The sequence below is a fragment of the Pseudomonas sp. 1928-m genome, from assembly GCF_029269135.1.
In the GTDB taxonomy this organism is placed as follows: domain Bacteria; phylum Pseudomonadota; class Gammaproteobacteria; order Pseudomonadales; family Pseudomonadaceae; genus Aquipseudomonas.
This window is the reverse complement of record NZ_JARIXO010000001.1, coordinates 1270750-1292037: the sequence shown is the minus strand read 5'-3', so window position 1 is coordinate 1292037 and position 21288 is coordinate 1270750. Positions and strand designations below refer to the sequence as shown.

Here is a 21288-nt window from a genome sequence, read left to right as displayed (position 1 = left end):
TTTTATGTCCGGCCATCCATGGCGACCACCCTGCGGGTCGTCGCGGCGCGACGTTAAACGTATGCCTCAGCGCAACTCGTCGACCATCGCCGCTGCGACGCTGAGCACATCATTGCCCAGTTGCATCGAACGCGCACCGCTCCAGCCAGTGTGCGGATTGGGACGGTCGTCGTGATCCTTGAACGGCATTTCGATAGTAAAGGCCAGGCAATCGAACTCCATGCCGACGGCGTTGCAGGCCAGGCTGGTGTTGGCCTGACCGAACTGATCGGGGGTGTAGCCGAAGGCGGTCTGGAACTCGGCGCCGTTATCGATCAGCAACTGCTTGAACTGGTTTTCCAGACGTTGCAGGCGCGGGCTATAGCCGGGGTTGCCTTCACAGCCGGCGACAAACACATGAGGAATTTCCTCGTCGCCGTGGATATCCAGAAACAGATCGACGCCCACAACGCGCATCTGCTGCTGGACGAAATACACCTCAGGGCTATCCGCCTCACTAGCCGACTGCCAGGCGCGGTTAAGGTCACACCCAGCGACGTTGGTGCGCAGATGGCCACGAAAGGCACCGTCCGGATTCATATTCGGCACCAGGTACAGATCAGCCTTTTCCAGCAGGGCATTCAGCTCGGCATCATCGCGCAGCTGCAGACGCTCAAGCAGCCCCTGCATAAACCACTCGGCCATATGCTCGCCGGGATGCTGCTGGGCGATCAGCCAGATCTTGCGCTGCGCCTGCGGGTTGCGGCTGATGCGCAGCAACTCGATAGGTCGGCCCTCGATGCTCTTACCCGTGGCAAACAGCTCGGCACCAGCCAGACGCTGCGCATCCTCAATCAGCAGAGCATGACGCTCGCGGCTGTAGGGCTCGAAATAGGCAAACCAGATCTGCCCGTGCTGCGGTTCAATATCGAAACTCAGCGCGCCGCCTGCAAAGCGGCTGGGCACCCGAAACCAATCGCGCTGATCGTAAGAGGCCACGGCGTGGTAACCGCTCCAGGCATTCGGGTAAGACGACTGCCCGGCATTGCCCAGACTAAAGCCGTAACGCTGCCCAGGCTGCAAACCTTCAACCTTGAAGTGGAACCACTGGAAATGCCCACTGTTGAGGTCCGGACGAATCGCCAGCTGCACCTGCTGCGGGTTGTTGGCGTCGATGACCTCAATATTGCCGCTGTCGAAGTTGGAGCTGATCTGCATGGATACCTCGAAGGCCTGGATGCATGGAGAGACGCGAAGATGAGCAAGAATCGCAGCTCTGGCGCGTGGGCGAAACGCTGCAGGCGACAAACTGATATGGATTCTGCAACCTGCCAGGGACGATCAACGTAGCCAACAGCTCGACCGCCGCGCAACTTGCCAGCATGCCTGTAGTCTTGTGAGTACCCGCCGCAGGTTCGACTTAACGCTCAATACCAACTCAAGGGAGCAGCCATCCGCATGAATATTGCGCCACTACGCCACCGCCCACTGTTGTTGCTGCTCTGCGCAGGCCTGCTGCTGGGCGGCTGTGCCAGCCAGCCGGAACAAAGCCAGACCGAACAGCCCACCCAGCAAGCCGATGCGCCCCGCGAAAACAGCGCCGCCGAGGCCAACCTGCGCAGCCAGGCCAACCGTGGCGATCTCGACAGCCAGTTCCAGCTCGGCAGCCTGTACTTCGTCGGTAAGCCGAACAAGGACCTCAAGCAGGCCGAATACTGGTGGAAGCTCGCCGCCGACAAAGGCCACGCCATGGCCGCAGTCAGCCTGGCCTACCTGTATACCGGACGCGACAACCCGGATTTCAACAACCCGCAACAAATGCTCAAGTACCTCAACCAGTCCGCGGCCGGCGGCAACCCGATGGCCCAGCACATCCTCGGCAACCTCTACCTGCGCGGCGAACAAGGCGTACCGTTGGACGCCAACCAGGCCCGCCGCCTGTTCACCAGCGCCTGCCAGCAGAACTACAGCGCCAGCTGCACAGCGTTGCAGGAAATGCCCTGAACAGAAAAAACGGCGCACTTGTGGTGCGCCGCTACAACCAAGATGTCAGTAAAACAGACGTAAGAAACCGGATCGCCGCTTGTGACAGCGATCCGGATATGACGGTGCGCCACGCGGCGAACCCTCATATTCAGGCCGAGGTCAGAGCGGCGTCAGCAGCTCCCCCTTGTCGATAAATGCCTGCAGATTGGCCAGCACCAGCTCTTCCATCTGCAAACGGGTTTCTTGCGTGCCGCTGCCGACGTGGGGCAACAGCACCACATTGGGCAAGGCAAACAGCGCATGCGGTACTTCGGGCTCGTCTGCAAATACATCCAGCCCAGCCCCACCCAGCGAGCCATCGAGCAGCGCTGCGACCAGCGCCGACTGCTCGACCACGCTGCCGCGCGCGATATTCACCAGAATGCCCTGCGGCCCCAGCGCCGCCAGCACGGGCGCATCGATCAGATGACGGGTGGCCGCACCGCCAGGGCAGGCCAGCACCAGAAAATCCGCCCACTGCGCCAAGGCCAGCAGATCCGCCTCAAAACCATAAGGGCTGCTCGGGTCCTGGTGGCGCTTGTGGTAGCGCACCGGCATAGCAAAACCTTCAGCGCGCCGGGCGATGGCCTGACCGATGCGGCCAAGGCCGACGATGCCGAGTTTCTTGCCGCTGACCTTGCGCGTCAGCGGGTAGTTGCCCGCCAGCCACTGCCCTTGCCGGACAAAGCGATCAGCTGCGCTCAGTTGCCGCGCCGTGTCGATAATCAGGCCCATGGCCAGGTCGGCGACGCAGTCGTTGAGCACATCCGGGGTGGTGCTGATGGCGATGCCGCGCTCGCGTAGCAGCTCCAGCGGATAAGGGTCGTAACCCACGCCGAAGCTGCAGATGGCGCGCAGGTTTGGTAGGCATGCCAGCTGCTCAGCGCTGCAACCGAAGCGCGCCGAAGAAACCAGCAACTCGAATTGCCCGCCCCGCTCACACAGAAAGGCCAGCGGATCGGCCTGTTGCCATAACGCGGTGACTTTATATTGCTCAGCCAGCGTGCGATTGAAGCGCTCGCTTAGCGGGCCGATCTGCAATACCTGGGGCTTGCTCATGGGGGCTCCTTGGTTGAGCGCTATATCGGTGATGGCTGGTGCGTGCGGCACAGCGGCATTCAGGTCACCGGAGCAGGGTTGAACAGGGTCAGGTCGTTGTGCAGCCTGTGCTTCTCGGCCCAGGTCTGTTGCTTGCCGCTGGCGACATCCAGGTACAGCTGAAAGATGTACCAGCCCATCTCGTCTAGGGTCATGCGCCCGGAAGTGATCTGCCCGGCGTCGACGTCGATCAGGTCCGGCCAGCGCTCAGCCAACTGGGTGCGGGTGGCAACCTTGATTACCGGCACCATGGCCAGGCCGTAGGGCGTGCCGCGGCCGGTGGTAAAGATATGCAGATTCATCCCGGCGGCGATCTGCAGGGTTCCGCAGATAAAGTCGCTGGCCGGCGTGGCGCAAAACCACAGGCCCTTGCCGCGCACCCGCTCACCTGGTGAAACCACCCCCGCGATGGGGCTGGAGCCGGACTTGGCAATCGAGCCCATGGCCTTCTCGACGATATTGTTCAGCCCGCCCTTCTTGTTGCCCGGCGTGGTGTTGGCGCTGCGGTCGGCCATGCCGCGCTGCAGATAGCGGTCGTACCAGTCCATCTCGCGGATCAGCGCATCGGCGACCTCGATCGAAGCCGCGCGCGGGGTGAGCAGATGGATGCCGTCACGCACTTCGGTGTTCTCGGAGAACATCACCGTGGCACCGGCGCGCACCAGCAGATCGGCGGCCACACCCAGGGCCGGGTTGGCGGTGATGCCGGAAAACGCGTCGCTGCCACCACACTGCATACCAACGGACAGTTCAGATGCAGGCACCGTCTCACGGCGACGCTCATTCAGCACCTGCAGGCGCGCCTCGATCATCGCCATGATCTGCTCGACCATGCCGGCAAAGCCGTTGCTGGAATCCTGCAGGCGGAATAGCCAGTCCTCCTCGTCCATACCATTGGTCAACTGGTCGCCATCCATCAACTGGCTGGCCTGCAGCTTCTCGCAGCCGAGGCTGATCACCAGCGCCTGGCCGCCAAGGTTGGGGTTGCGGCTGATGTTGTAGAGGGTGCGGATCGGCACCACCGCGTCCGGCGCATTGATCGCCACGCCGCAGCCATAGCTGTGCGATAGCGCGACCACGTCATCGACATGCGGGTACTTGGGCAGCAGCTCCTTGCGCACCCGCTCGACGCAGTGATCGAGCACGCCGACCACGCACTGCACGGTGGTGGTGACGCCAAGAATATTGCGGGTGCCGACCGTGCCGTCCGGGTTACGGAAACCCTCGAAGGTGTAGCCGCTAAGCGGCTCAATCGGCGCGGCCGCCAGGGTCGCCTTGGGCAGGTTATCCAGCGCCGGCGGCTCCGGCATGCGCAGCTGCGCCTCGGTCACCCAGCGCCCGGCGGCGATAGGCTCCAGGGCGTAACCGATGACCTCGCCGTAGCGCACCACGTCGCCGTCCACGGCGATATCCTGCAACGCCACCTTATGGCTCTGCGGAATGCCTTCGACGGCCACCAGGCCATCGGCAAAGCGACCGTCCTTGGCCACACCCTGCTCATTGACCACCACGCCGACGTTGTCGGCCGGGTGCAGGCGGATATAGCGAGGCGAATCCTGATGGGCAATCAACTGCATGGACATGCTCTCCTCTATTTCAAGTTGGACGCCGCCACGGCGCTTTCAGCCGCAAGGTTTGGCGGATCGTTCAACTCGATCCGTTGAATACGACCGACGATAAACAGATAACTGATTACCGCCAGCACAGCGTTGGCACCGACATAGATCAGCGCCGCGTCAAATGAGCCGGTGTGGCTGACCAGGTAACCGACCACGATCGGTGTGGTGATCGCCGCCAGGTTGCCGAAGGTATTGAACAACCCACCGGACAGGCCAACGATCTGCCGTGGCGAGGTGTCGGCCACCAGCGTCCAGCCGAGCGAACCGAAGCCTTTGCCGAAGAACGCCAGAGCCATCAGAGCGATCACTGCGCTATCACTTTCGACATGGATGCTCAGCACGATGCAGCTCGCCAGCAGCATGCCGACGACGATGGGCAACTTGCGCGCCAGGGTCAGGGAATAGCCGCGACGCAGCAGACCGTCCGACACCAGGCCGCCGAGCACGCCGCCGAAAAAGCCGCTGATCGCCGGTAGCGAAGCGGCAAAACCGGCGGCGAGAATGCTCATACCGCGCGCCTGCACCAGGTACACGGGAAACCAGGTGAGGAAGAAATAGGTAATGGCGTTATTGCAGTACTGGCCCAGATACAGGCCGATCAGCGTGCGCTGGGTCAGCAGCAACTTGAGGTAGCGCCACTGTGAACCGCCCGCACCGGGCGGACGTGGGGCCAGGTCGATCAGGCCGCCGCCGTCTTCGATATAAGCAAACTCGGCCGCGCCAAGATGCGGATGTTCACGCGGGCTGTGCATCAGCTTGAGCCACACGCCACAGAGCAGCAGGCCCAGACCACCGAGCACAAAGAACACATACTGCCAGCCCATGTCCTGCACCACCCAGCCCATCAACGGGGCGAATACCGCAGTGGCGGCATACTGCGCCGAAGTAGACATGGCAGTTGCGGTGGCCCGCTCGCGGGTGGGGAACCAGGCGGCGATGATCCGCGCATTACCCGGAAAGCACGGCGCGCCGGCAAAGCCTACCGCCAGGCGCAGACCAAACAGGGTAACGATGGCCCAGGCCAGCGGCAGCATGTCGACAAAGCCCTGCAACAGGGTGAACAGCGACCAGCACAACAGGGTGATGAAATAGACGCGCTTGGCACCAAAGCGATCAAACAACCAGCCACCGGGAATCTGCCCGATCACATAGGCCCAGCCGAACGCCGAAAAGATATAGCCGAGCATCACCGCATCGATGCCCAGATCCGCCTGCAGCGCGGCACCGGCAATCGACAGGCTGGAGCGGTCGGCAAAGGTGACCGTGGTGACGAGGAACAGCATCAGCAGAATGGAATAACGCACCCGGCCTGGTTTGACTGCTTGCATCTGGCCAACTCATCGAGAAATTCGCGTGGAACGGCCCGATGTCGTTGGACACCGGGCCGCCGGACCTTAGGTTCAACGCACCAGGCAAGGCCGCTTGTTATCGAACTGCCAGTTGGGGATCAGATACTGCATGGCCACCGCATCGTTGCGCGCACCCAGGCCCATGCCCTTGTACAGCTCGTGAGCCTTGGCCAGGGCATCCCAATCCAGCTCCACACCAAGACCTGGGGTCTTCGGCACCTGCACCAGGCCGCCTTCGATCTGCAGCGGGTTGTGGGTCAGGTACTGGCCGTCCTGCCAGATCCAGTGGGTGTCGATGGCCGTGACCTTGCCCGGCGCGGCGGCGGCCACGTGAGTGAACATGGCCAGGGAAATATCGAAGTGGTTGTTGGAGTGCGAGCCCCAGGTCAGGCCCCATTCGTTGCACATCTGCGCCACGCGCACCGAACCCTGCATGGTCCAGAAGTGCGGATCGGCCAGCGGAATATCCACCGACTGCAACTGGATGCAGTGACCCATTTGCCGCCAGTCGGTGGCGATCATATTGGTCGCGGTCGGCAGGCCGGTGGCGCGGCGGAACTCGGCCATCACCTCGCGGCCGGAATAGCCGTTTTCCGCACCGCAGGGGTCTTCGGCATAGGCCAGCACACCATGCAGATCACGGCACAGGTGCACGGCTTCAGCCAGGGACCAGCCGCCGTTCGGGTCAAGGGTTACTCGCGCCTCCGGGAAGCGTGCGGCCAGGGCACGAATCGCCTCGACCTCTTCCGCGCCTTGCAGCACCCCGCCTTTCAGTTTGAAGTCATTGAAGCCATAGCGCGCATGGGCGGCTTCGGCCTGGCGGACGATAGTCTCGGGGCTTAGCGCCTGCTCGTTACGCACGCGGAACCAGGCGTCGTCAGCATTGCGTTCATCACGGTAACCGAGGTCGGTCTTGCCCTTGTCGGCAATAAAGAACAGGTAGCCGAGCATCTCCACCGCATCGCGCTGCTGGCCTTCGCCAAGCAGTGCTGCGACCGGCACACCGAGGTGCTGGCCGAGCAGATCGAGCAACGCCGCCTCCAGGGCAGTGACCGCGTGGATGGTAATACGCAGGTCGAAGGTCTGCAGGCCACGGCCGCCGGAGTCGCGGTCGGCGAAGGTCTGGCGCACCTGGTTAAGCAGGCCGTTGTAGTTGCCGATGGACTGACCAACCAGCAGCGCGCGGGCATCTTCCAGGGTCTGGCGAATGGCTTCGCCGCCCGGTACTTCGCCAACGCCGATATGCCCGGCGTTGTCTTTGAGAATAAGGATATTGCGGGTAAAGAATGGGCCGTGGGCGCCACTCAAATTGAGCAGCATGCTGTCGTGGCCGGCGACCGGAACCACCTGCAGCTCAGTGATGATCGGGGCACCTGCAAAGGCGCCGGCAGTGTTCTGTGTACTCATGACCGTTCCCTTTTTATTGTTAGGCGGGATGGTTACAGCAAGGAATAAACAACCTAAGGCCGTAGGGTGGATGACGCATTTTCATCCACCACAACGATGCTGTGGTGGATCGGTGGAGCGCGATCCACCCTACGGTCTGCACCGGGCTTAACCGATATAGGTGGTCTTCACCGTGGTATAGAACTCCTGGGCGTATTTGCCCTGCTCGCGGCTGCCATAGGACGAACCTTTGCGGCCACCGAACGGCACGTGGTAATCCACCCCAGCAGTGGGCAGGTTGACCATGACCATACCGGCCTGGGCATGCCGCTTGAAGTGATTGGCGTACTTCAGCGAGGTGGTGCAGATACCGGCGGACAGACCAAACTCGGTGTCATTGGCCATGGCCAGCGCCGCGTCGTAGTCGGCGACTTTGACGATATTCGCCACCGGGCCAAAGATCTCTTCGCGGCTGATGCGCATATCGGCGGTGCTGTCGGCGAACAGCGTCGGTGCCAGGTAGTAGCCGTCCTGCTCGCAGGAAACGCGCTCGCCGCCGCAGACCAGGCGTGCGCCTTCCTGCTTGCCGATTTCGATATAACGCAGGTCCTGTTCAAGCTGCGCCTGGGAGACCACCGGGCCGATGTCCACGCCTTTTTCCAGGGCGTTGCCGACCTTGATCGACTTCATCCGCTCGGCCATGGCCGCGACAAACTGGTCGTAGATACCGGCAGTGACGATCAAGCGGCTGGAAGCCGTGCAACGCTGACCGGTGGAGTAGAAGGCGCTCTGCACCGACAGCTCGACAGCGGTTTTCAGGTCCGCGTCATCGAGGATCACCTGCGGGTTCTTGCCACCCATTTCCAGCTGCACCTTGGCGCCACGCGCCACACAACTGGCGGCGATGCTGCGGCCAACGCCGACCGAACCGGTAAAGCTGACGCCATCGACCTGCGGGCTCTGCACGATGGCTTCACCGACCACTCGGCCGCTGCCCATCACCAGGTTGAATACGCCGGCCGGGAAGCCCGCGCGGGAGATGATTTCGGCAATCGCCCAGGCGCAGCCCGGTACCAGATCGGCCGGTTTCAATACCACGCAGTTGCCGTAGGCCAGCGCCGGAGCAACTTTCCAGGCAGGGATTGCGATAGGAAAGTTCCACGGGGTGATCAGGCCGATCACGCCCAGCGGCTCGCGGGTGACTTCCACCGAAACACCGGGACGCACCGAAGCCAGCAGTTCACCAGCCTGACGCAGGCATTCTCCGGCGAAGAACTTGAAGATATTGCCGGCGCGGCTGACTTCGCCGATGGCTTCGGGCAGGGTTTTGCCCTCTTCCCTGGCCAGCAGGGTGCCGAGTTCTTCACGGCGGGCGAGGATTTCGCTGCCGACTTTATCCAGTGCATCGCTGCGCGCCTGGATGCCTGAGGTCGACCAGGCCGGGAACGCAGCGCGGGCGGCAGCGATGGCCTGGTTAACCTGGGCAGCATCGGCCTGAGCGTACTCACCGACCACATCGGACAGATCCGACGGACTGGTGTTGGTCGAGTAGCTGGCAGCAGCGACCCATTGGCCGCCGATAAAGTTGTCGTAACGCGATGGATTGGCCACAAGAGCCTCCTGTTGCGAAGCGGCGCATAACGCACCGCTCTCAGATGACGGGGTTTATTGCGCGCCTTGGGTGTCGATCAGCGCGGCGAGCATTTCGTACTCTTCCGGCAGCAGATCGGTCAGCGGCGTGCGCACCGGACCGGCGTCATGGCCGACAATCTTCGCGCCCGCTTTGATAATGCTGACGCCATAACCGGCGCAGCGATTGCGGATGGCCAGGTACGGCAGGAAGAACTCGTCGATGATCTTGCCAACGGTGGCGTGATCGTCACGGGCCATGGCGTGGTAGAAATTCATCGCGGTTTTCGGGATAAAGTTGAACACCGCCGAGGAGTACACCGGCACGCCCAGCGCCTTATAAGCAGCGGCGTAGACTTCGGCAGTCTGCAGGCCGCCGAGGTAGCTCAAGCGATCACCCAGACGACGGCGGATGGAGACCATCAGCTCGATATCGCCGATGCCGTCCTTGTAGCCGATCAGGTTCGGGCAACGATCAGCCACCTGCTCCAGCAACGGCGCGTTCAGGCGGCAGACGCTGCGGTTGTAAACCACCACGCCGATCTTCACCGATTTGCACACGGCTTCAACGTGCAGGGCTACACCTTCCTGGCTGGCTTCGGTCAGGTAATGCGGCAGCAGCAGCAGACCTTTGGCCCCGAGACGCTCGGCTTCCTGAGCCATTTCGATGGCCTGACGGGTCGGACCACCGACGCCGGCGAGAATTGGCACACTGCCAGCGCAGGTGTCGACGGCGGTCTTGATCACCGCCGAATACTCTTTGCCAGTCAGCGAGAAAAACTCACCGGTACCACCGGCGGCGAACAGCGCAGAGGCGCCGTAAGGGGCCAGCCACTCCAGGCGGCGAGCATAGGTATCGGCGCGGAAATCGCCGGTAGCATCAAAGTCGGTCACCGGGAAAGACAGCAGACCGGAAGAGAGGATGGACTTCAGTTCTTGTGGATTCATTATTCGAACACCCTGTAGAGCAGTTGTGAGGGAAGCGTCAGCCGCAGCTGTAGAGATACGTTATCGTACAACAATCATCAACGCCATACCTTTACGCTACCGACCATCGTCGATAGCCGCCCTCACGTACCGGCCACTCCCCTGCGCAACATCCGCCAACCCGCGCTAACCCCCGACTTAGACGCACCACTACGTCATTGCAGAAACACCAGGCAAGGCAGCGGTACAACCCACACACCCAGTTCGCAGCTAAAACCAGTGGTCGCTAAGCGCACTTTTCAGCCCAGCTTGCGTTGACAAGCCTGGCAAACGCTGTTGATAATCCAGCCAAGTTGTACGACAACACATAACAATTCTAAAAACAAAAATCAGGCCCAGCCATGATTACAGATACCCAGGTCCACGCGCCGTTGACATGCCCGACAGCCGCCACCCCGCGAACCTCACTGGGTGTCCGCCAGCCTAACGCATTGCACCTGCGGCGCAGCCCGACCTTCGTCTGCCCTCCTGCCGGCCCACGCCTCTTGTGGCGACACGACAGCACAGCGCACCACACCTCTTTCTGTTTGCCCCCATTGCCCTGCGCCATGCCGGCAATGCCGAGCACCAAATCCGTTCACGGTTAAGCCCATCCCTGCACTGTGCTGTCATCAGGAGAACCATGCGTATGTTTGAACAGGCCCCGACCCAAACCCCACAAGTGGTGACGATGCAGGTCATCCCGGTGGCAGGCCGCGATAGCATGCTGCTTAATCTGTGCGGTGCTCACGCGCCGTACTTCACCCGCAACCTGGTACTGCTCACTGACAGCGCCGGACGCACCGGCTGCGGTGAGGTGCCCGGCGGCGAAGGCATTCGCCAGGCGTTGGAGCGCTGCCGCGATCTGGTCATCGGCCAGCCGGTCGGCCGTTACAACCGCGTACTCAACAGCCTTCGCCAGGCCATCGCTGGCCGCGGCAATGGCCCGCAGACCACCCAGCATCAGGTCACTTCGGAATCCGAAGCACGGGTGCTGCAACAGCCACACGAAATCAACCTGCGCCTGGATAACGTCATCACTGCCGTGGAAGCCGCCCTGCTCGACCTGCTCGGCCAGCACCTCGATGTGCCGGTGGCCGAACTGCTCGGCAGCGGCCAACAACGCGACCGCGTACCGATGCTGGCTTACCTCTTCTATATAGGAGAGCGCCAGCGCACCGACCTGCCCTACCTGGCCGGCCAGGGTGCAGCTGACGACTGGTATCACCTGCGCCACCAGGCCGCGCTGACCCCGGCGGCCATTGCCCGCCTGGCTGAAGCCGCGCATGCGCGCTACGGCTTCAACGACTTCAAGCTCAAGGGCGGAGTGATGCGCGGCGAGGAGGAGATGGACGCGATTCGCGCGATCAAGGCGCGCTTCCCCGACGCCCGCGTAACCCTCGACCCCAACGGTGCCTGGTCCCTGAATGAGGCCATCGAGCTGTGCCAGGGTCAGGGCCATGTGCTGGCTTACGCCGAAGACCCTTGCGGCCCGGAGAACGGTTATTCCGGTCGCGAAATCATGGCCGAATTCAAACGCGCCACCGGCATTCCCACCGCCACCAATATGGTCGCCACCGACTGGCGGCAGATGGGCCATTCACTGCGCCTGGAAGCCGTGGACATTCCGCTGGCCGACCCGCACTTCTGGACCATGCAGGGCGCCGTGCGCCTCGGCCAGGTCTGCGAAGAATTCGGTATGACCTGGGGCTCGCACTCCAACAACCACTTCGACATTTCCCTGGCCATGTTCACCCACGCCGCAGCCGCCGTACCGGGGCGCATTACCGCCATCGATACCCACTGGATCTGGCAGGAAGGCGAAGAGCGCCTGACCCGCGAGCCGCTGCAGATTATCGGCGGCCAGGTCGAAGTGCCTGATAAACCTGGCCTCGGCATCGAACCCGATATGCAGCGAATCATGACCGCCCACGAGCTTTACAAGGAAGTGGCCAACGGTGCGCGCGACGACGCCATGGCCATGCAGTACCTGGTTCCAGGCTGGCAGTACCACCCCAAGCAACCGAGCCTCGGCCGCCAGCCGGCCTAGCGCTCAACGCTGCCTCAGCAACACCTCACCACCGGAGACTTACAATGAAAAAAACACTCTGCGCGTCCCTGATGTCGGCAATGCTGACCTTTACTGCCGGTAGCGCCTTGGCTGCCGACGCCCCCAACTGGCCGACCCGCCCAGTGCAAGTGGTGGTCATCGCCAACGCCGGCGGCGACACCGACTTCAACGCCCGCATGATGGCCAAGTACTTCAACCAGATCACCGGCAAAAACATGGTGGTGACCAATATGGCCGGCGGCGGTGGCACTCTGGCAGCCGAGCAGGTCAAAGGCGCCGCGCCAGATGGCAACACCATCCTGTTCACCCACACCGGCCAACTGATCGTCAACGAAGTCGCGGGCCTGTCCGAAGACAGCTTCGAGGCCTTCGACATCGCCTGCATCGCTGGCGTAGATAAAGGCGCGATCTTTGTCGCCGGCGAGCAAGCAGGGGTGAAAAGCCTGCAAGAGCTGATCGAAAAAGCCAAAGCCAACCCCAACAGCGTCAGCTACGGCACCGAGATGGGCAGCTTCTCGCACATTCAGGGCCTGATGTTTGAACAACTGGCCGGCGTGAAGCTGAAAATGGTCGATGCCGGCACCGTTTCCGAGAAGGTAGTGGCGCTGCTCGGCGGGCGCATCGACCTCGGCGCAATCAGCTATGGCTCCGTGCAGGACTACGTCAGCGGCGGTCAGATGTACGCACTCGGCCAGCCGAACCAGGAGCGCAACGCACTGCTGGGCGAGGTGAAAACCTTCAAGGAACAAGGCGTCGACTTCACCATCGACAAGCCTTACGTGGTGGCCTTCCCGAAAGGCACCGACCCGGCAATCGTGCAAAAAATGGCCGACATCATGAAGCAGATCACCGAGCTGCCTGAATACGCCGACGAGCTGAAGAAGTCCTTCAAGCAGCCGGTTGCCTACTACGACAGCGCAGCAGCCGTTGCCGTACTGAGCAAAACCCGCGACGACTTCATGCAGTACAAAGACGCCCTGCGCCAGGCCAAGTAAGCAACGCCACACCAGCCGGCCCACCATAGCCGGCTACGCCTTTGCCCATCATGCGAGGTTCCCTGATGGCTATCCGTAATAACAAGGAGCTGCTGATCGGCGTCGCCATGCTTGGCGTCGGCCTCGGCTATCTGCTGATGACCAGCAAACTGCCGCGGCATGCCGGCATCGACGTGGCGTTTGTGCCCTACCTGCTCGCGGCAATGCTGTGCCTGCTTGGCGCCATCCAGCTGGTCAGCGCGTTTGTTGCGCCCAAGGCGACGGAGCAGGGCATCGAGGAGGACGCACAAACAACCGACAGCATCGATATCAAAACCGTGGCCAAGACCCTGGCGCTGATCATTGGCTATATCGCGCTGCTGAACACGGTCGGCTTCCCGATCATGACCGTGGTCTACCTGTACCTGCAGTTCTGCGTCCTCACCCCTGTCGGGCAGAAGATCAACCATCTGGCCTACGGCGTGATTGCGCTGATCAGCTCGGCGACGATCTACCTGCTGTTCCGTGAGGCCTTCGATCTGATGCTGCCATCCGGATTACTCGGCCTTTAGGAGAATCGACCATGCTCGACTTATTGCAGCAAGGCTTCGGCGCCGTGTTTTCGTTTCACATCCTGTTTTTGATGGTGGTGGGCGTTGCCGTGGGCATTGTCTTCGGCGCTGTGCCCGGGCTTTCGGCGACCATGGCGGTGGCCCTGTGCCTGCCGCTGACCTTCACCATGGGGCCGCAAGCTGGCCTGTCACTGCTGGTGGCGTTGTTTATCGGCGCGACCTCGGGTGGGCTGATTTCAGCGATTTTGCTGAAAATTCCTGGCACGCCCTCCTCCATCGCCACGGTGTTCGATGGCGGCCCGCTGATGGAGCAAGGCCATGGGGTCAAGGCTCTCGGCGTCGGCATCGTATTCTCTTTTCTCGGCACCATTTTCAGTATTGTGGCGCTGATGTTTATCGCCCCGCAGCTGGCCAAGGTCGCCCTGCGCTTCGGCCCGCATGAATACTTCGCCATCGCGATATTTTCTCTGACCCTGATCGCCACACTGTCTGCCGGCTCCATGGCCAAAGGCCTGTTCGCCGGCGCTCTGGGTTTCGCAGTCTCCACCGTGGGCATCGCCCCCGTGGAAGCGGTTCGGCGCTTTACCTTCGGCGTTACCGAACTGAACGGCGGCTTCGCCATGCTGACGGTGATGATCGGCATGTTTGCCGTCGCCGAAATCATCAAGGTGGCCGAGCGCGGCCGCACGGCGAGCCAGGGTAAGGCGCAGTCGGTAAGCATGAAGAACATCAAGGGCTTCGGCTTCTCGCTCAAGGAATTCCGCGAGCAGGTGCCCAATGCCTCGCGCTCCGGACTGATCGGCCTGGCCATTGGCATTCTGCCGGGCATCGGCGCCGGCACCTCAAACCTGGTGGCCTACATCATTTCGAAGAAGCGCGCGAAAAATCCGGAAACTTACGGCAAAGGCAATATCGGCGGCATCGTTGCCAGCGAGACGGCCAACAACGCCGGCATCGGTGGCGCCATGCTGCCGCTGATGACCTTGGGTATTCCGGGCGACACGGTCACCGCCATTCTGCTCGGCGGCTTTCTTATCCACGGTATCCAGCCTGGGCCGCTGCTGTTTATCAGCCAGGCGCCGCTGGTGTACACCATCTTCGCCGCGCTGATCGTCTCCACCGTGCTGATGCTGTTTATGGAGTTCTATGGCCTGCGCATCTTTATCAAGCTGCTCGACGTGCCCAAGCACATCCTGTTGCCGATCATCCTGGTGCTCTGTGTTGTCGGCGCCTTTGGCCTGTCCAGTCGTCTGTTTGACGTCTGGTCGATCCTGCTCTTCGGCTTGCTCGGCTACGCCTTTGTCAAAGCAGGGATGCCGGCGGCACCGTTTATCATCGGCTTTATTCTCGGGCCCATGGCGGAGACCAATCTGCGCCGCGGCCTGATGCTGTCGGATGGCAACTTCGGGGCGTTCCTCAGCAACCCCATCGCCGCGTCGTTCCTCGGCCTGGCACTGGCGTTCATCGTTTGGCAGATCGTCAGCTCGCTGCGCCCCAAGAAAAGCATGGTCAGCGAGATTCTGCGTACCTGAGGCGCAATGCCGTTCACCCACGACCGGTGAACGGCATTGCCACTCGCGCCTGGCGCCATCCTAAGCGTGACCACCACTCGTGATAACGCATAACAAAAGAGATATGTTGTCGTACAACTAAATATTGATTTAGAACCCAGTAGTCCGCCACAACATGCCTTAAGGTCAGCGCGCGCCGCGCAGGTATTTACGCCCCTGATAGAGCAACATCAAAAGCACCGATTTAGAGCGTTACAGCCGGAAATTAAAGATGCAACTCCACACAGATATTCCGGCTACTCCTCTCGCTATCCGGCACGTAACTTGAGCGAATTTTCGACCATAGTCGCGTTGACAAAGGTAAGCGAGACTCCTGATAATCCAGGCAAGTCATACGACAACAGATGACAACCCAATAACAACAAGCAGAGAAGCAGAGACTGCCATGACCACACCTTACACACCCTTCAATCGCCTGCTGCTCACCGGGGCGGCAGGCGGCCTCGGCAAGGTCCTGCGCGAAAGCCTGCGGCCTTATGCCAACATCCTGCGCGTCTCCGATATCGCGGCCATGAGCCCTGCTACAGGCGCCCATGAAGAAGTCCAGGTCTGCGACCTCGCCGATAAAACCGCAGTCCACCAGCTGGTCGAAGGCGTCGACGCGATCCTGCACTTCGGTGGCGTATCGGTGGAGCGGCCGTTCGAGGAAATCCTCGGGGCCAATATCTGCGGCGTGTTCCATATCTATGAGGCGGCGCGCCGGCATGGCGTGAAGCGGGTGATCTTCGCCAGCTCCAACCATGTCATCGGTTTCTACAAGCAGGACGAAACCATCGACGCCAACTGCCCACGCCGCCCGGACAGCTACTACGGTCTGTCCAAGTCCTACGGCGAAGACATGGCCAGCTTCTACTTCGACCGCTACGGCATCGAGACCGTGAGCATCCGCATCGGCTCCTCGTTCCCCGAACCACACAACCGCCGAATGATGAGCACCTGGCTGAGCTTTGCCGACCTGACGCAGCTGCTCGAACGCGCGCTGTACACCCCCAACGTTGGCCACACCGTGGTCTACGGCATGTCCGCCAACAAGAACGTCTGGTGGGACAACCACCTGGCCGCGCATCTGGGCTTCCAGCCCAAGGACAGCTCCGAGGTGTTCCGCGCGCAGATCGACGCACAACCGATGCCCGCCGCCGATGACCCGGCGATGGTTTATCAGGGTGGCGCCTTTGTCGCGGCCGGGCCGTTCGGCGACGACTGATCACGCCATAGCTACACGCCACACCCATAACAAGAACAACCCAGAGAACGAGCTGCCATGCACGCTGAACTGATTCTCGACGCCCGCAATGCCACCGGTGAAAGCCCGGTGTGGAGTGCCGCCGAACAGGCGCTGTACTGGGTCGATATCCCGGCCAAACGCCTGCACCGCTGGAGCGCCGCCGACGGCCAGACGCAGAACTGGATGGCGCCGCAGATGCTCGCCTGCATCGCCCGCAGCCACAACGGCGGCTGGATCGCCGGGATGCAGAGCGGCCTGTTCCACGTGCAAGCCCAGGCAGATGGTCAGCTGATCAGCAGCCTGCTGTGCGAGGTGGAACATGCCCGCACGGGCATGCGTTTCAACGACGGCCGCTGTGACCGCCAGGGCCGCTTCTGGGCCGGCAGCATGCTGCTCGACATGAGTGCCGCGGCGCCGGTCGGCGCCATGTACCGCTACAGCGCCGGCCAGGCCGAGCCGCTCAGCGCGCAACTGAGTGGCTTTATCGTGCCCAACGGCCTGGCGTTCAGCCCGGATGGCCGCACCATGTACCTGTCCGACTCGCATCCGTCCGTGCAGGCGATCTGGGCCTTCGATTACGACATCGACAGCGGCACGCCGCATAACCGCCGGCTGTTCGTCGATATGCATGACCATCCTGGCCGCCCGGATGGCGCAGCGGTGGATGCCGACGGCTGCTACTGGATCTGCGGCAATGATGCTGGGCAGATCCATCGCTTCACCCCAGATGGTCGCCTGGACCGCTCCCTCACCGTGCCAGTGAAGAAGCCAAGCATGTGCGCCTTTGGCGGTCGCAACCTGGACACCCTCTACGTCACCTCGATTCGCCCGGATGGCATCGACCTCGCCGATCAACCCCTGGCGGGCGGCGTATTCGCCCTCAACCCAGGTGTCACTGGCCTGGAGGAACCTCATTTCAATGGCTGAGGCGCGCCTGCTGTCGCCTTAGCCCTCGCAACGCTGCACTCCCAACAACAACAAGACTGGAGATTCACCATGACCTTCAAACGCAAGTTGCTTGTCGCCGCCCTGCCCTTTGCCTTCTGCCTGTCAGGCCTGGCGCAAGCCACCACGATGAAGATGGCCGAGATTCATCCGGCCGGTTACCCGACCGTTGTCGCCCAGGAAGCCATGGGCAAGAAGATCGAAGCCGCCACCAATGGTGAGCTGAGCTTCAAGATGTTCGCCGGCGGCGTACTCGGTTCGGAAAAGGAAGTGGTCGAGCAGGTGCAGATCGGCGCCGTACAAATGACTCGCGTCAGCCTGGGCACCGTTGGCCCGGTGGTACCGGACGTCAACGTGTTCAACATGCCATTTATCTTCCGCGACACGGCGCACATGCGCGCGATCATCGACGGTGAAATCGGCCAGGAAATTCTCGACAAGATCACCAACTCCGAATTCAACATGGTCGGCCTGGCGTGGATGGATGGCGGCACCCGTAACATCTATTCGAAGAAGCCGGTACGCAACCTTGAAGACCTCAAGGGCATGAAGATTCGCGTGATGGGCAACCCGCTGTTTATCGAAACCTTCAACGCCATGGGCGCCAATGGCGTGGCCATGGACACCGGCGAAATCTTCAGCGCCTTGCAGACCGGCGTTGTCGACGGTGCAGAAAACAACCCGCCGACCATGCTTGAGCACAACCACTACCGCACGGCCAAGTACTACAGCCTGACTGGCCACCTGATCCTGCCGGAGCCACTGGTGATGTCCAAAGCCAGCTGGAACAAGCTCACCCCCGAGCAGCAGGAGATCGTCAAGAAGTACGCCAAGGAAGCGCAGTTCGAAGAGCGCAAGCTGTGGGATGAGAAGTCCGCCAGCAGCGAAGCCAAGCTGAAAGAAGCCGGCGTCGAGTTTATCGAAGTCGACAAGAAGCCCTTCTTCGACGCCACCGCACCGATTCGTGCGAAATACGGCGCGCCCTACGCTGACCTGATCAAGCGTATCGAAGCAGTCCAGTAACTCGCTATCTCTGAAGAACCCCGTGGTGACGGCTTAGGTCGTCGCCACGCGCGTGGTGAAGCCTCATGAAAAACTTGCTGTTACGCATCAACGACGTGATTTACCAGGCCTGCATCTGGGTCGCTGGCACCGCCATCGTCGTGATGGCGCTGATCATTCCATGGGGCATTTTCGCCCGTTACGTTCTGGGCAGTGGCGCCGGCTGGCCGGAGCCCATTGCGATCATGCTGATGGTGCTGTTCACCTTTATCGGTGCCGCCGCCAGTTATAGGGCCGGTGCGCACATGGCCGTGACCACCTTTACCGACCGCCTCTCACCCGCGTGGCAACCCAGCATCAGCCTGCTGGTGCAGCTGCTGATGGCGGCCATCGCCCTGTTTATGACCATCTGGGGCATCAAGCTGTGCGCGGCCACCTGGAACCAGTTTATGAGCACCCTGCCGACCCTGCGCGTAGGCATCAGCTACGCACCTATTCCGGTTGGCGGTTTCATTACCCTGATCTTCGTCCTTGAGCGCCTGTTCCTCGGCGACCAGAGCCACCGCCGCGTGGTCAACTTCGAGCTGCTTGAAGACAGCAAGGAGGCCGTGTAAATGGATGCGCTAATTCTGCTGGGCAGCTTTCTCGTGCTGATTATGCTGCGCGTACCCGTGGCCTATTCCCTGGGGTTATCGGCCTTGCTCGGCGCCTGGTACATTGATATTCCGTTCCACGCGATCATGATTCAGATCAGCGGCGGGGTGAGCAAATTCTCCCTGCTGGCCATTCCGTTCTTCGTCCTGGCCGGCGCGATCATGGCCGAAGGCGGCATGTCGCGGCGCCTGGTGAATTTCGCCAACGTGCTGGTGGGTTTCGTGCGGGGCGGCCTGTCGCTGGTCAACATTCTGGCCTCGACCTTCTTCGGCGCGATCTCCGGCTCGTCCCTGGCGGACACCGCCTCGGTCGGCTCGGTGCTGATTCCAGAAATGGAAAAGAAGGGCTACCCGCGTGAATACTCCACCGCAGTCACCGTCAGCGGCTCGGTACAAGCGCTGCTCACCCCGCCCAGCCACAACTCGGTGCTGTACTCGCTGGCGGCCGGCGGCACGGTGTCGATTGCCTCGCTGTTTATCGCCGGCATCGGCCCAGGCCTGTTGCTCAGCGCGGTGATGATGGGCATGTGCCTGTACTTTGCGCGCAAACGCAATTACCCCAAGGGCGAGGTCATCCCGCTCAAGCAAGCGCTGAAAATCTGCGTGGATGCGCTGTGGGGCCTGTTCACCATGGTGATCATCCTTGGCGGCATTCTCTCCGGTATTTTTACCGCCACCGAGTCGGCCTCCATCGCCGTGGTCTGGGCGTTCTTCGTGACCATGTTTATCTACCGCGACTACAAATGGCGCGAGCTGCCCAAGCTGCTGCACCGCACCGTGCGTACGCTGTCGATCGTGATGATCCTGATCGCCTTCGCTGCCAGCTTCGGCTACATCATGACCCTGATGCAGATTCCGTCGAAGATCACTGCGCTGTTTCTGACCCTGTCGGATAACCGCTACGTGATCCTGATGTGCATCAACTTTATGCTGCTGGCCCTCGGCACGCTGATGGACATGGCCCCGCTGATCCTGATCCTCACGCCGATCCTGCTGCCGGTGGTGGTGGATATTGGCGTCGACCCGGTGCACTTCGGCATGATCATGCTGGTCAACCTGGGCATCGGCCTGATCACCCCGCCAGTAGGCGCAGTGCTGTTTGTCGGCGCGGCCATTGGCAAGGTAACCATCGAGAACACCATCAAGGCGCTGCTGCCGTTCTACGCCGCGCTGTTTATGGTGCTGATGGCGGTGACCTATATTCCGGCTATCTCGCTGTGGTTGCCGAGCGTAGTGCTGTAACACTCAACAATGCGTCACGATCCCCTGGAGCCGCCGACCTGGCGGCTCCTTGTTTTGTAAGGACATAGCATGTCTGCCGCGCCCTTCCCCCGGCACATCGCGGTGCTGATTCTGGCCACCCTGGCCTGCTCGTTCGCTGGCGGGCATATCGCCGCCCGTATCGCCTTCGACCACGACACCGGCCTGCTACTGGCGATGCTCTGCCGCTCCGGCGTGACCATGCTGGCGTTGATCGCACTGGTGCTGTGGCGCAGCGAATCACTGCGGCTGAAACCGCAAACCTGGGGCTGGCAATTGCTGCTCGGCTTGCTGATCGCGGTGCAGAGCTTCTGCATCTACTCGGCGGTAGCGCGGATTCCGGTGGCCCTGGCGCTGCTGGTGGTCAACCTCGCGCCTATCATGCTGGCGCTGCTGACCTGGGCCCTAGGCGGACCGCGGCCAACCGCGCGGGCGGCGTTGCTGATGGGGCTGATTCTGTTCGGCCTGGTATTGGTGCTCGACCTGCCATCGCGGCTATCCGGCGAGACGCAGATCGATGCCAACTGGATCGAGGGTGTGCTGTTCGGTTTGACGGCAGCGGCCGTGTTTGCCTGCGCCCTGTGGGTGACCGAGCATCGCCTGAGCGCGATGCCGGGCACGGTGCGCAGCATGCTGACCATGCTGGTGGTGTTTGTGGCATCCGCCATGGCCGGAGCCGGTGGCTTGCTGCCGGGTGGTATGGGCTTGCCGTCAGCCGGCGTCGGCTGGATCGCCCTGGCCTGCCTGGTACTGCTCTACGGGACGGCGTTTTCCACCCTGTTTATCTTCGTCACACGGCTGAACATCGCGCGCAATGCGCCGGTGATGAATATGGAGCCGGTGGCCGGCCTGCTGTTTGGCTGGCTGATTCTCGATCAGCTGCTCGGCGGCATCCAGATTATCGGCGGGCTGATTGTGGTCAGCGGCATTGTGCTGCTGACCTACCGCCGGCCGGCCTGAGCAA

The 21288-nt window shown here is 61.8% G+C and carries 18 protein-coding genes; 11 read left to right on the top strand and 7 right to left on the bottom strand.

Annotation, left to right across the window (positions count from 1 at the left end; translation table 11 throughout):
• Window positions 1–66 precede the first annotated feature (66 nt).
• The gene (locus P3C18_RS05750) at window positions 67–1197 is read right to left on the bottom strand and encodes a M14-type cytosolic carboxypeptidase (RefSeq protein WP_275960893.1); all 1131 of its coding nucleotides are present in this window, start codon (window positions 1195–1197) and stop codon (window positions 67–69) included.
• A 240-nt stretch (window positions 1198–1437) separates the two neighbouring features.
• Here P3C18_RS05750 and P3C18_RS05745 point away from each other — a divergent pair, with 240 nt between their 5' ends.
• Window positions 1438–1983 (top strand): tetratricopeptide repeat protein, encoded by a 546-nt coding sequence (locus P3C18_RS05745; RefSeq protein ID WP_275960892.1) that lies wholly within the window; start codon window positions 1438–1440, stop codon window positions 1981–1983.
• A gap of 141 nt (window positions 1984–2124) precedes the next feature.
• On the opposite strand, the gene P3C18_RS05740 is transcribed toward P3C18_RS05745, so the two are convergent.
• From P3C18_RS05740 to kdgD, 6 genes are all read right to left on the bottom strand, one after another.
• Complete coding sequence (locus tag P3C18_RS05740) at window positions 2125–3063, bottom strand: 2-hydroxyacid dehydrogenase (RefSeq protein WP_275960891.1); 939 nt, start codon at window positions 3061–3063, stop codon at window positions 2125–2127.
• Window positions 3064–3122: 59 nt separating this feature from the next.
• A complete protein-coding gene (garD, locus tag P3C18_RS05735) occupies window positions 3123–4679 on the bottom strand; it encodes a galactarate dehydratase (RefSeq protein WP_275961593.1) in 1557 nt (518 codons plus the stop codon).
• Between the two features lie 14 nt (window positions 4680–4693).
• A complete protein-coding gene (locus tag P3C18_RS05730) occupies window positions 4694–6049 on the bottom strand; it encodes an MFS transporter (protein ID WP_275960890.1) in 1356 nt (451 codons plus the stop codon).
• Window positions 6050–6121: 72 nt separating this feature from the next.
• On the bottom strand, window positions 6122–7477 hold the full coding sequence (gudD, locus tag P3C18_RS05725) for a glucarate dehydratase (protein WP_275960889.1): 1356 nt from the start codon (window positions 7475–7477) through the stop codon (window positions 6122–6124).
• Window positions 7478–7624: 147 nt separating this feature from the next.
• Window positions 7625–9067 carry an aldehyde dehydrogenase family protein gene (locus P3C18_RS05720; RefSeq protein ID WP_275960888.1) on the bottom strand — a complete coding sequence of 481 codons (1443 nt, stop codon included), beginning with the start codon at window positions 9065–9067 and terminating at the stop codon, window positions 7625–7627.
• A 54-nt stretch (window positions 9068–9121) separates the two neighbouring features.
• The gene (gene kdgD, locus P3C18_RS05715; protein ID WP_275960887.1) at window positions 9122–10033 is read right to left on the bottom strand and encodes a 5-dehydro-4-deoxyglucarate dehydratase; all 912 of its coding nucleotides are present in this window, start codon (window positions 10031–10033) and stop codon (window positions 9122–9124) included.
• 667 nt (window positions 10034–10700) lie between these two features.
• Between kdgD and P3C18_RS05710 the strand changes: the two genes are divergently transcribed.
• The 10 genes from P3C18_RS05710 (at window position 10701) to P3C18_RS05665 (ending at window position 21284) form a co-directional block, all read left to right on the top strand.
• Window positions 10701–12101: an enolase C-terminal domain-like protein gene (locus P3C18_RS05710; RefSeq protein ID WP_275961592.1), complete on the top strand. Its 1401-nt coding sequence runs from the start codon at window positions 10701–10703 to the stop codon at window positions 12099–12101.
• Between the two features lie 44 nt (window positions 12102–12145).
• The gene (locus P3C18_RS05705) at window positions 12146–13117 is read left to right on the top strand and encodes a tripartite tricarboxylate transporter substrate binding protein (RefSeq protein WP_275960886.1); all 972 of its coding nucleotides are present in this window, start codon (window positions 12146–12148) and stop codon (window positions 13115–13117) included.
• Between the two features lie 65 nt (window positions 13118–13182).
• A complete protein-coding gene (locus P3C18_RS05700) occupies window positions 13183–13668 on the top strand; it encodes a tripartite tricarboxylate transporter TctB family protein (RefSeq protein WP_275960885.1) in 486 nt (161 codons plus the stop codon).
• Between the two features lie 11 nt (window positions 13669–13679).
• A complete protein-coding gene (locus P3C18_RS05695) occupies window positions 13680–15200 on the top strand; it encodes a tripartite tricarboxylate transporter permease (protein WP_275960884.1) in 1521 nt (506 codons plus the stop codon).
• A gap of 424 nt (window positions 15201–15624) precedes the next feature.
• Entirely contained in the window at window positions 15625–16443 is an 819-nt protein-coding gene (locus P3C18_RS05690; protein ID WP_275960883.1) for an NAD(P)-dependent oxidoreductase, read from the top strand.
• A gap of 57 nt (window positions 16444–16500) precedes the next feature.
• Window positions 16501–17391, top strand: a complete 891-nt coding sequence (locus P3C18_RS05685) for an SMP-30/gluconolactonase/LRE family protein (RefSeq protein ID WP_275960882.1) — start codon at window positions 16501–16503, stop codon at window positions 17389–17391.
• Window positions 17392–17460: 69 nt separating this feature from the next.
• On the top strand, window positions 17461–18432 hold the full coding sequence (locus tag P3C18_RS05680) for a TRAP transporter substrate-binding protein (protein WP_275960881.1): 972 nt from the start codon (window positions 17461–17463) through the stop codon (window positions 18430–18432).
• A gap of 65 nt (window positions 18433–18497) precedes the next feature.
• On the top strand, window positions 18498–19025 hold the full coding sequence (locus P3C18_RS05675; RefSeq protein ID WP_275960880.1) for a TRAP transporter small permease: 528 nt from the start codon (window positions 18498–18500) through the stop codon (window positions 19023–19025).
• Window positions 19026–20306, top strand: coding sequence for a TRAP transporter large permease (locus P3C18_RS05670; protein WP_275960879.1), 1281 nt, complete (start codon window positions 19026–19028; stop codon window positions 20304–20306). It abuts the gene before it with no gap.
• Window positions 20307–20375: 69 nt separating this feature from the next.
• Entirely contained in the window at window positions 20376–21284 is a 909-nt protein-coding gene (locus P3C18_RS05665) for a DMT family transporter (protein WP_275960878.1), read from the top strand.
• Window positions 21285–21288: the final 4 nt, after the last annotated feature.

Coding starts and splice junctions, on each gene's coding strand:
- P3C18_RS05695 (WP_275960884.1), top strand. CDS start 13,680: ATGCTCGACTTATTGCAGCAAGGCTTCGGCGCCGTGTTTTCGTTTCAC.
- gudD (WP_275960889.1), bottom strand. CDS start 7,477: ATGAGTACACAGAACACTGCCGGCGCCTTTGCAGGTGCCCCGATCATC.
- P3C18_RS05685 (WP_275960882.1), top strand. CDS start 16,501: ATGCACGCTGAACTGATTCTCGACGCCCGCAATGCCACCGGTGAAAGC.
- kdgD (WP_275960887.1), bottom strand. CDS start 10,033: ATGAATCCACAAGAACTGAAGTCCATCCTCTCTTCCGGTCTGCTGTCT.
- P3C18_RS05665 (WP_275960878.1), top strand. CDS start 20,376: ATGTCTGCCGCGCCCTTCCCCCGGCACATCGCGGTGCTGATTCTGGCC.
- P3C18_RS05675 (WP_275960880.1), top strand. CDS start 18,498: ATGAAAAACTTGCTGTTACGCATCAACGACGTGATTTACCAGGCCTGC.
- P3C18_RS05750 (WP_275960893.1), bottom strand. CDS start 1,197: ATGCAGATCAGCTCCAACTTCGACAGCGGCAATATTGAGGTCATCGAC.
- P3C18_RS05690 (WP_275960883.1), top strand. CDS start 15,625: ATGACCACACCTTACACACCCTTCAATCGCCTGCTGCTCACCGGGGCG.
- P3C18_RS05700 (WP_275960885.1), top strand. CDS start 13,183: ATGGCTATCCGTAATAACAAGGAGCTGCTGATCGGCGTCGCCATGCTT.
- P3C18_RS05680 (WP_275960881.1), top strand. CDS start 17,461: ATGACCTTCAAACGCAAGTTGCTTGTCGCCGCCCTGCCCTTTGCCTTC.
- P3C18_RS05705 (WP_275960886.1), top strand. CDS start 12,146: ATGAAAAAAACACTCTGCGCGTCCCTGATGTCGGCAATGCTGACCTTT.
- garD (WP_275961593.1), bottom strand. CDS start 4,679: ATGCAGTTGATTGCCCATCAGGATTCGCCTCGCTATATCCGCCTGCAC.
- P3C18_RS05710 (WP_275961592.1), top strand. CDS start 10,701: ATGTTTGAACAGGCCCCGACCCAAACCCCACAAGTGGTGACGATGCAG.
- P3C18_RS05745 (WP_275960892.1), top strand. CDS start 1,438: ATGAATATTGCGCCACTACGCCACCGCCCACTGTTGTTGCTGCTCTGC.
- P3C18_RS05740 (WP_275960891.1), bottom strand. CDS start 3,063: ATGAGCAAGCCCCAGGTATTGCAGATCGGCCCGCTAAGCGAGCGCTTC.
- P3C18_RS05730 (WP_275960890.1), bottom strand. CDS start 6,049: ATGCAAGCAGTCAAACCAGGCCGGGTGCGTTATTCCATTCTGCTGATG.
- P3C18_RS05670 (WP_275960879.1), top strand. CDS start 19,026: ATGGATGCGCTAATTCTGCTGGGCAGCTTTCTCGTGCTGATTATGCTG.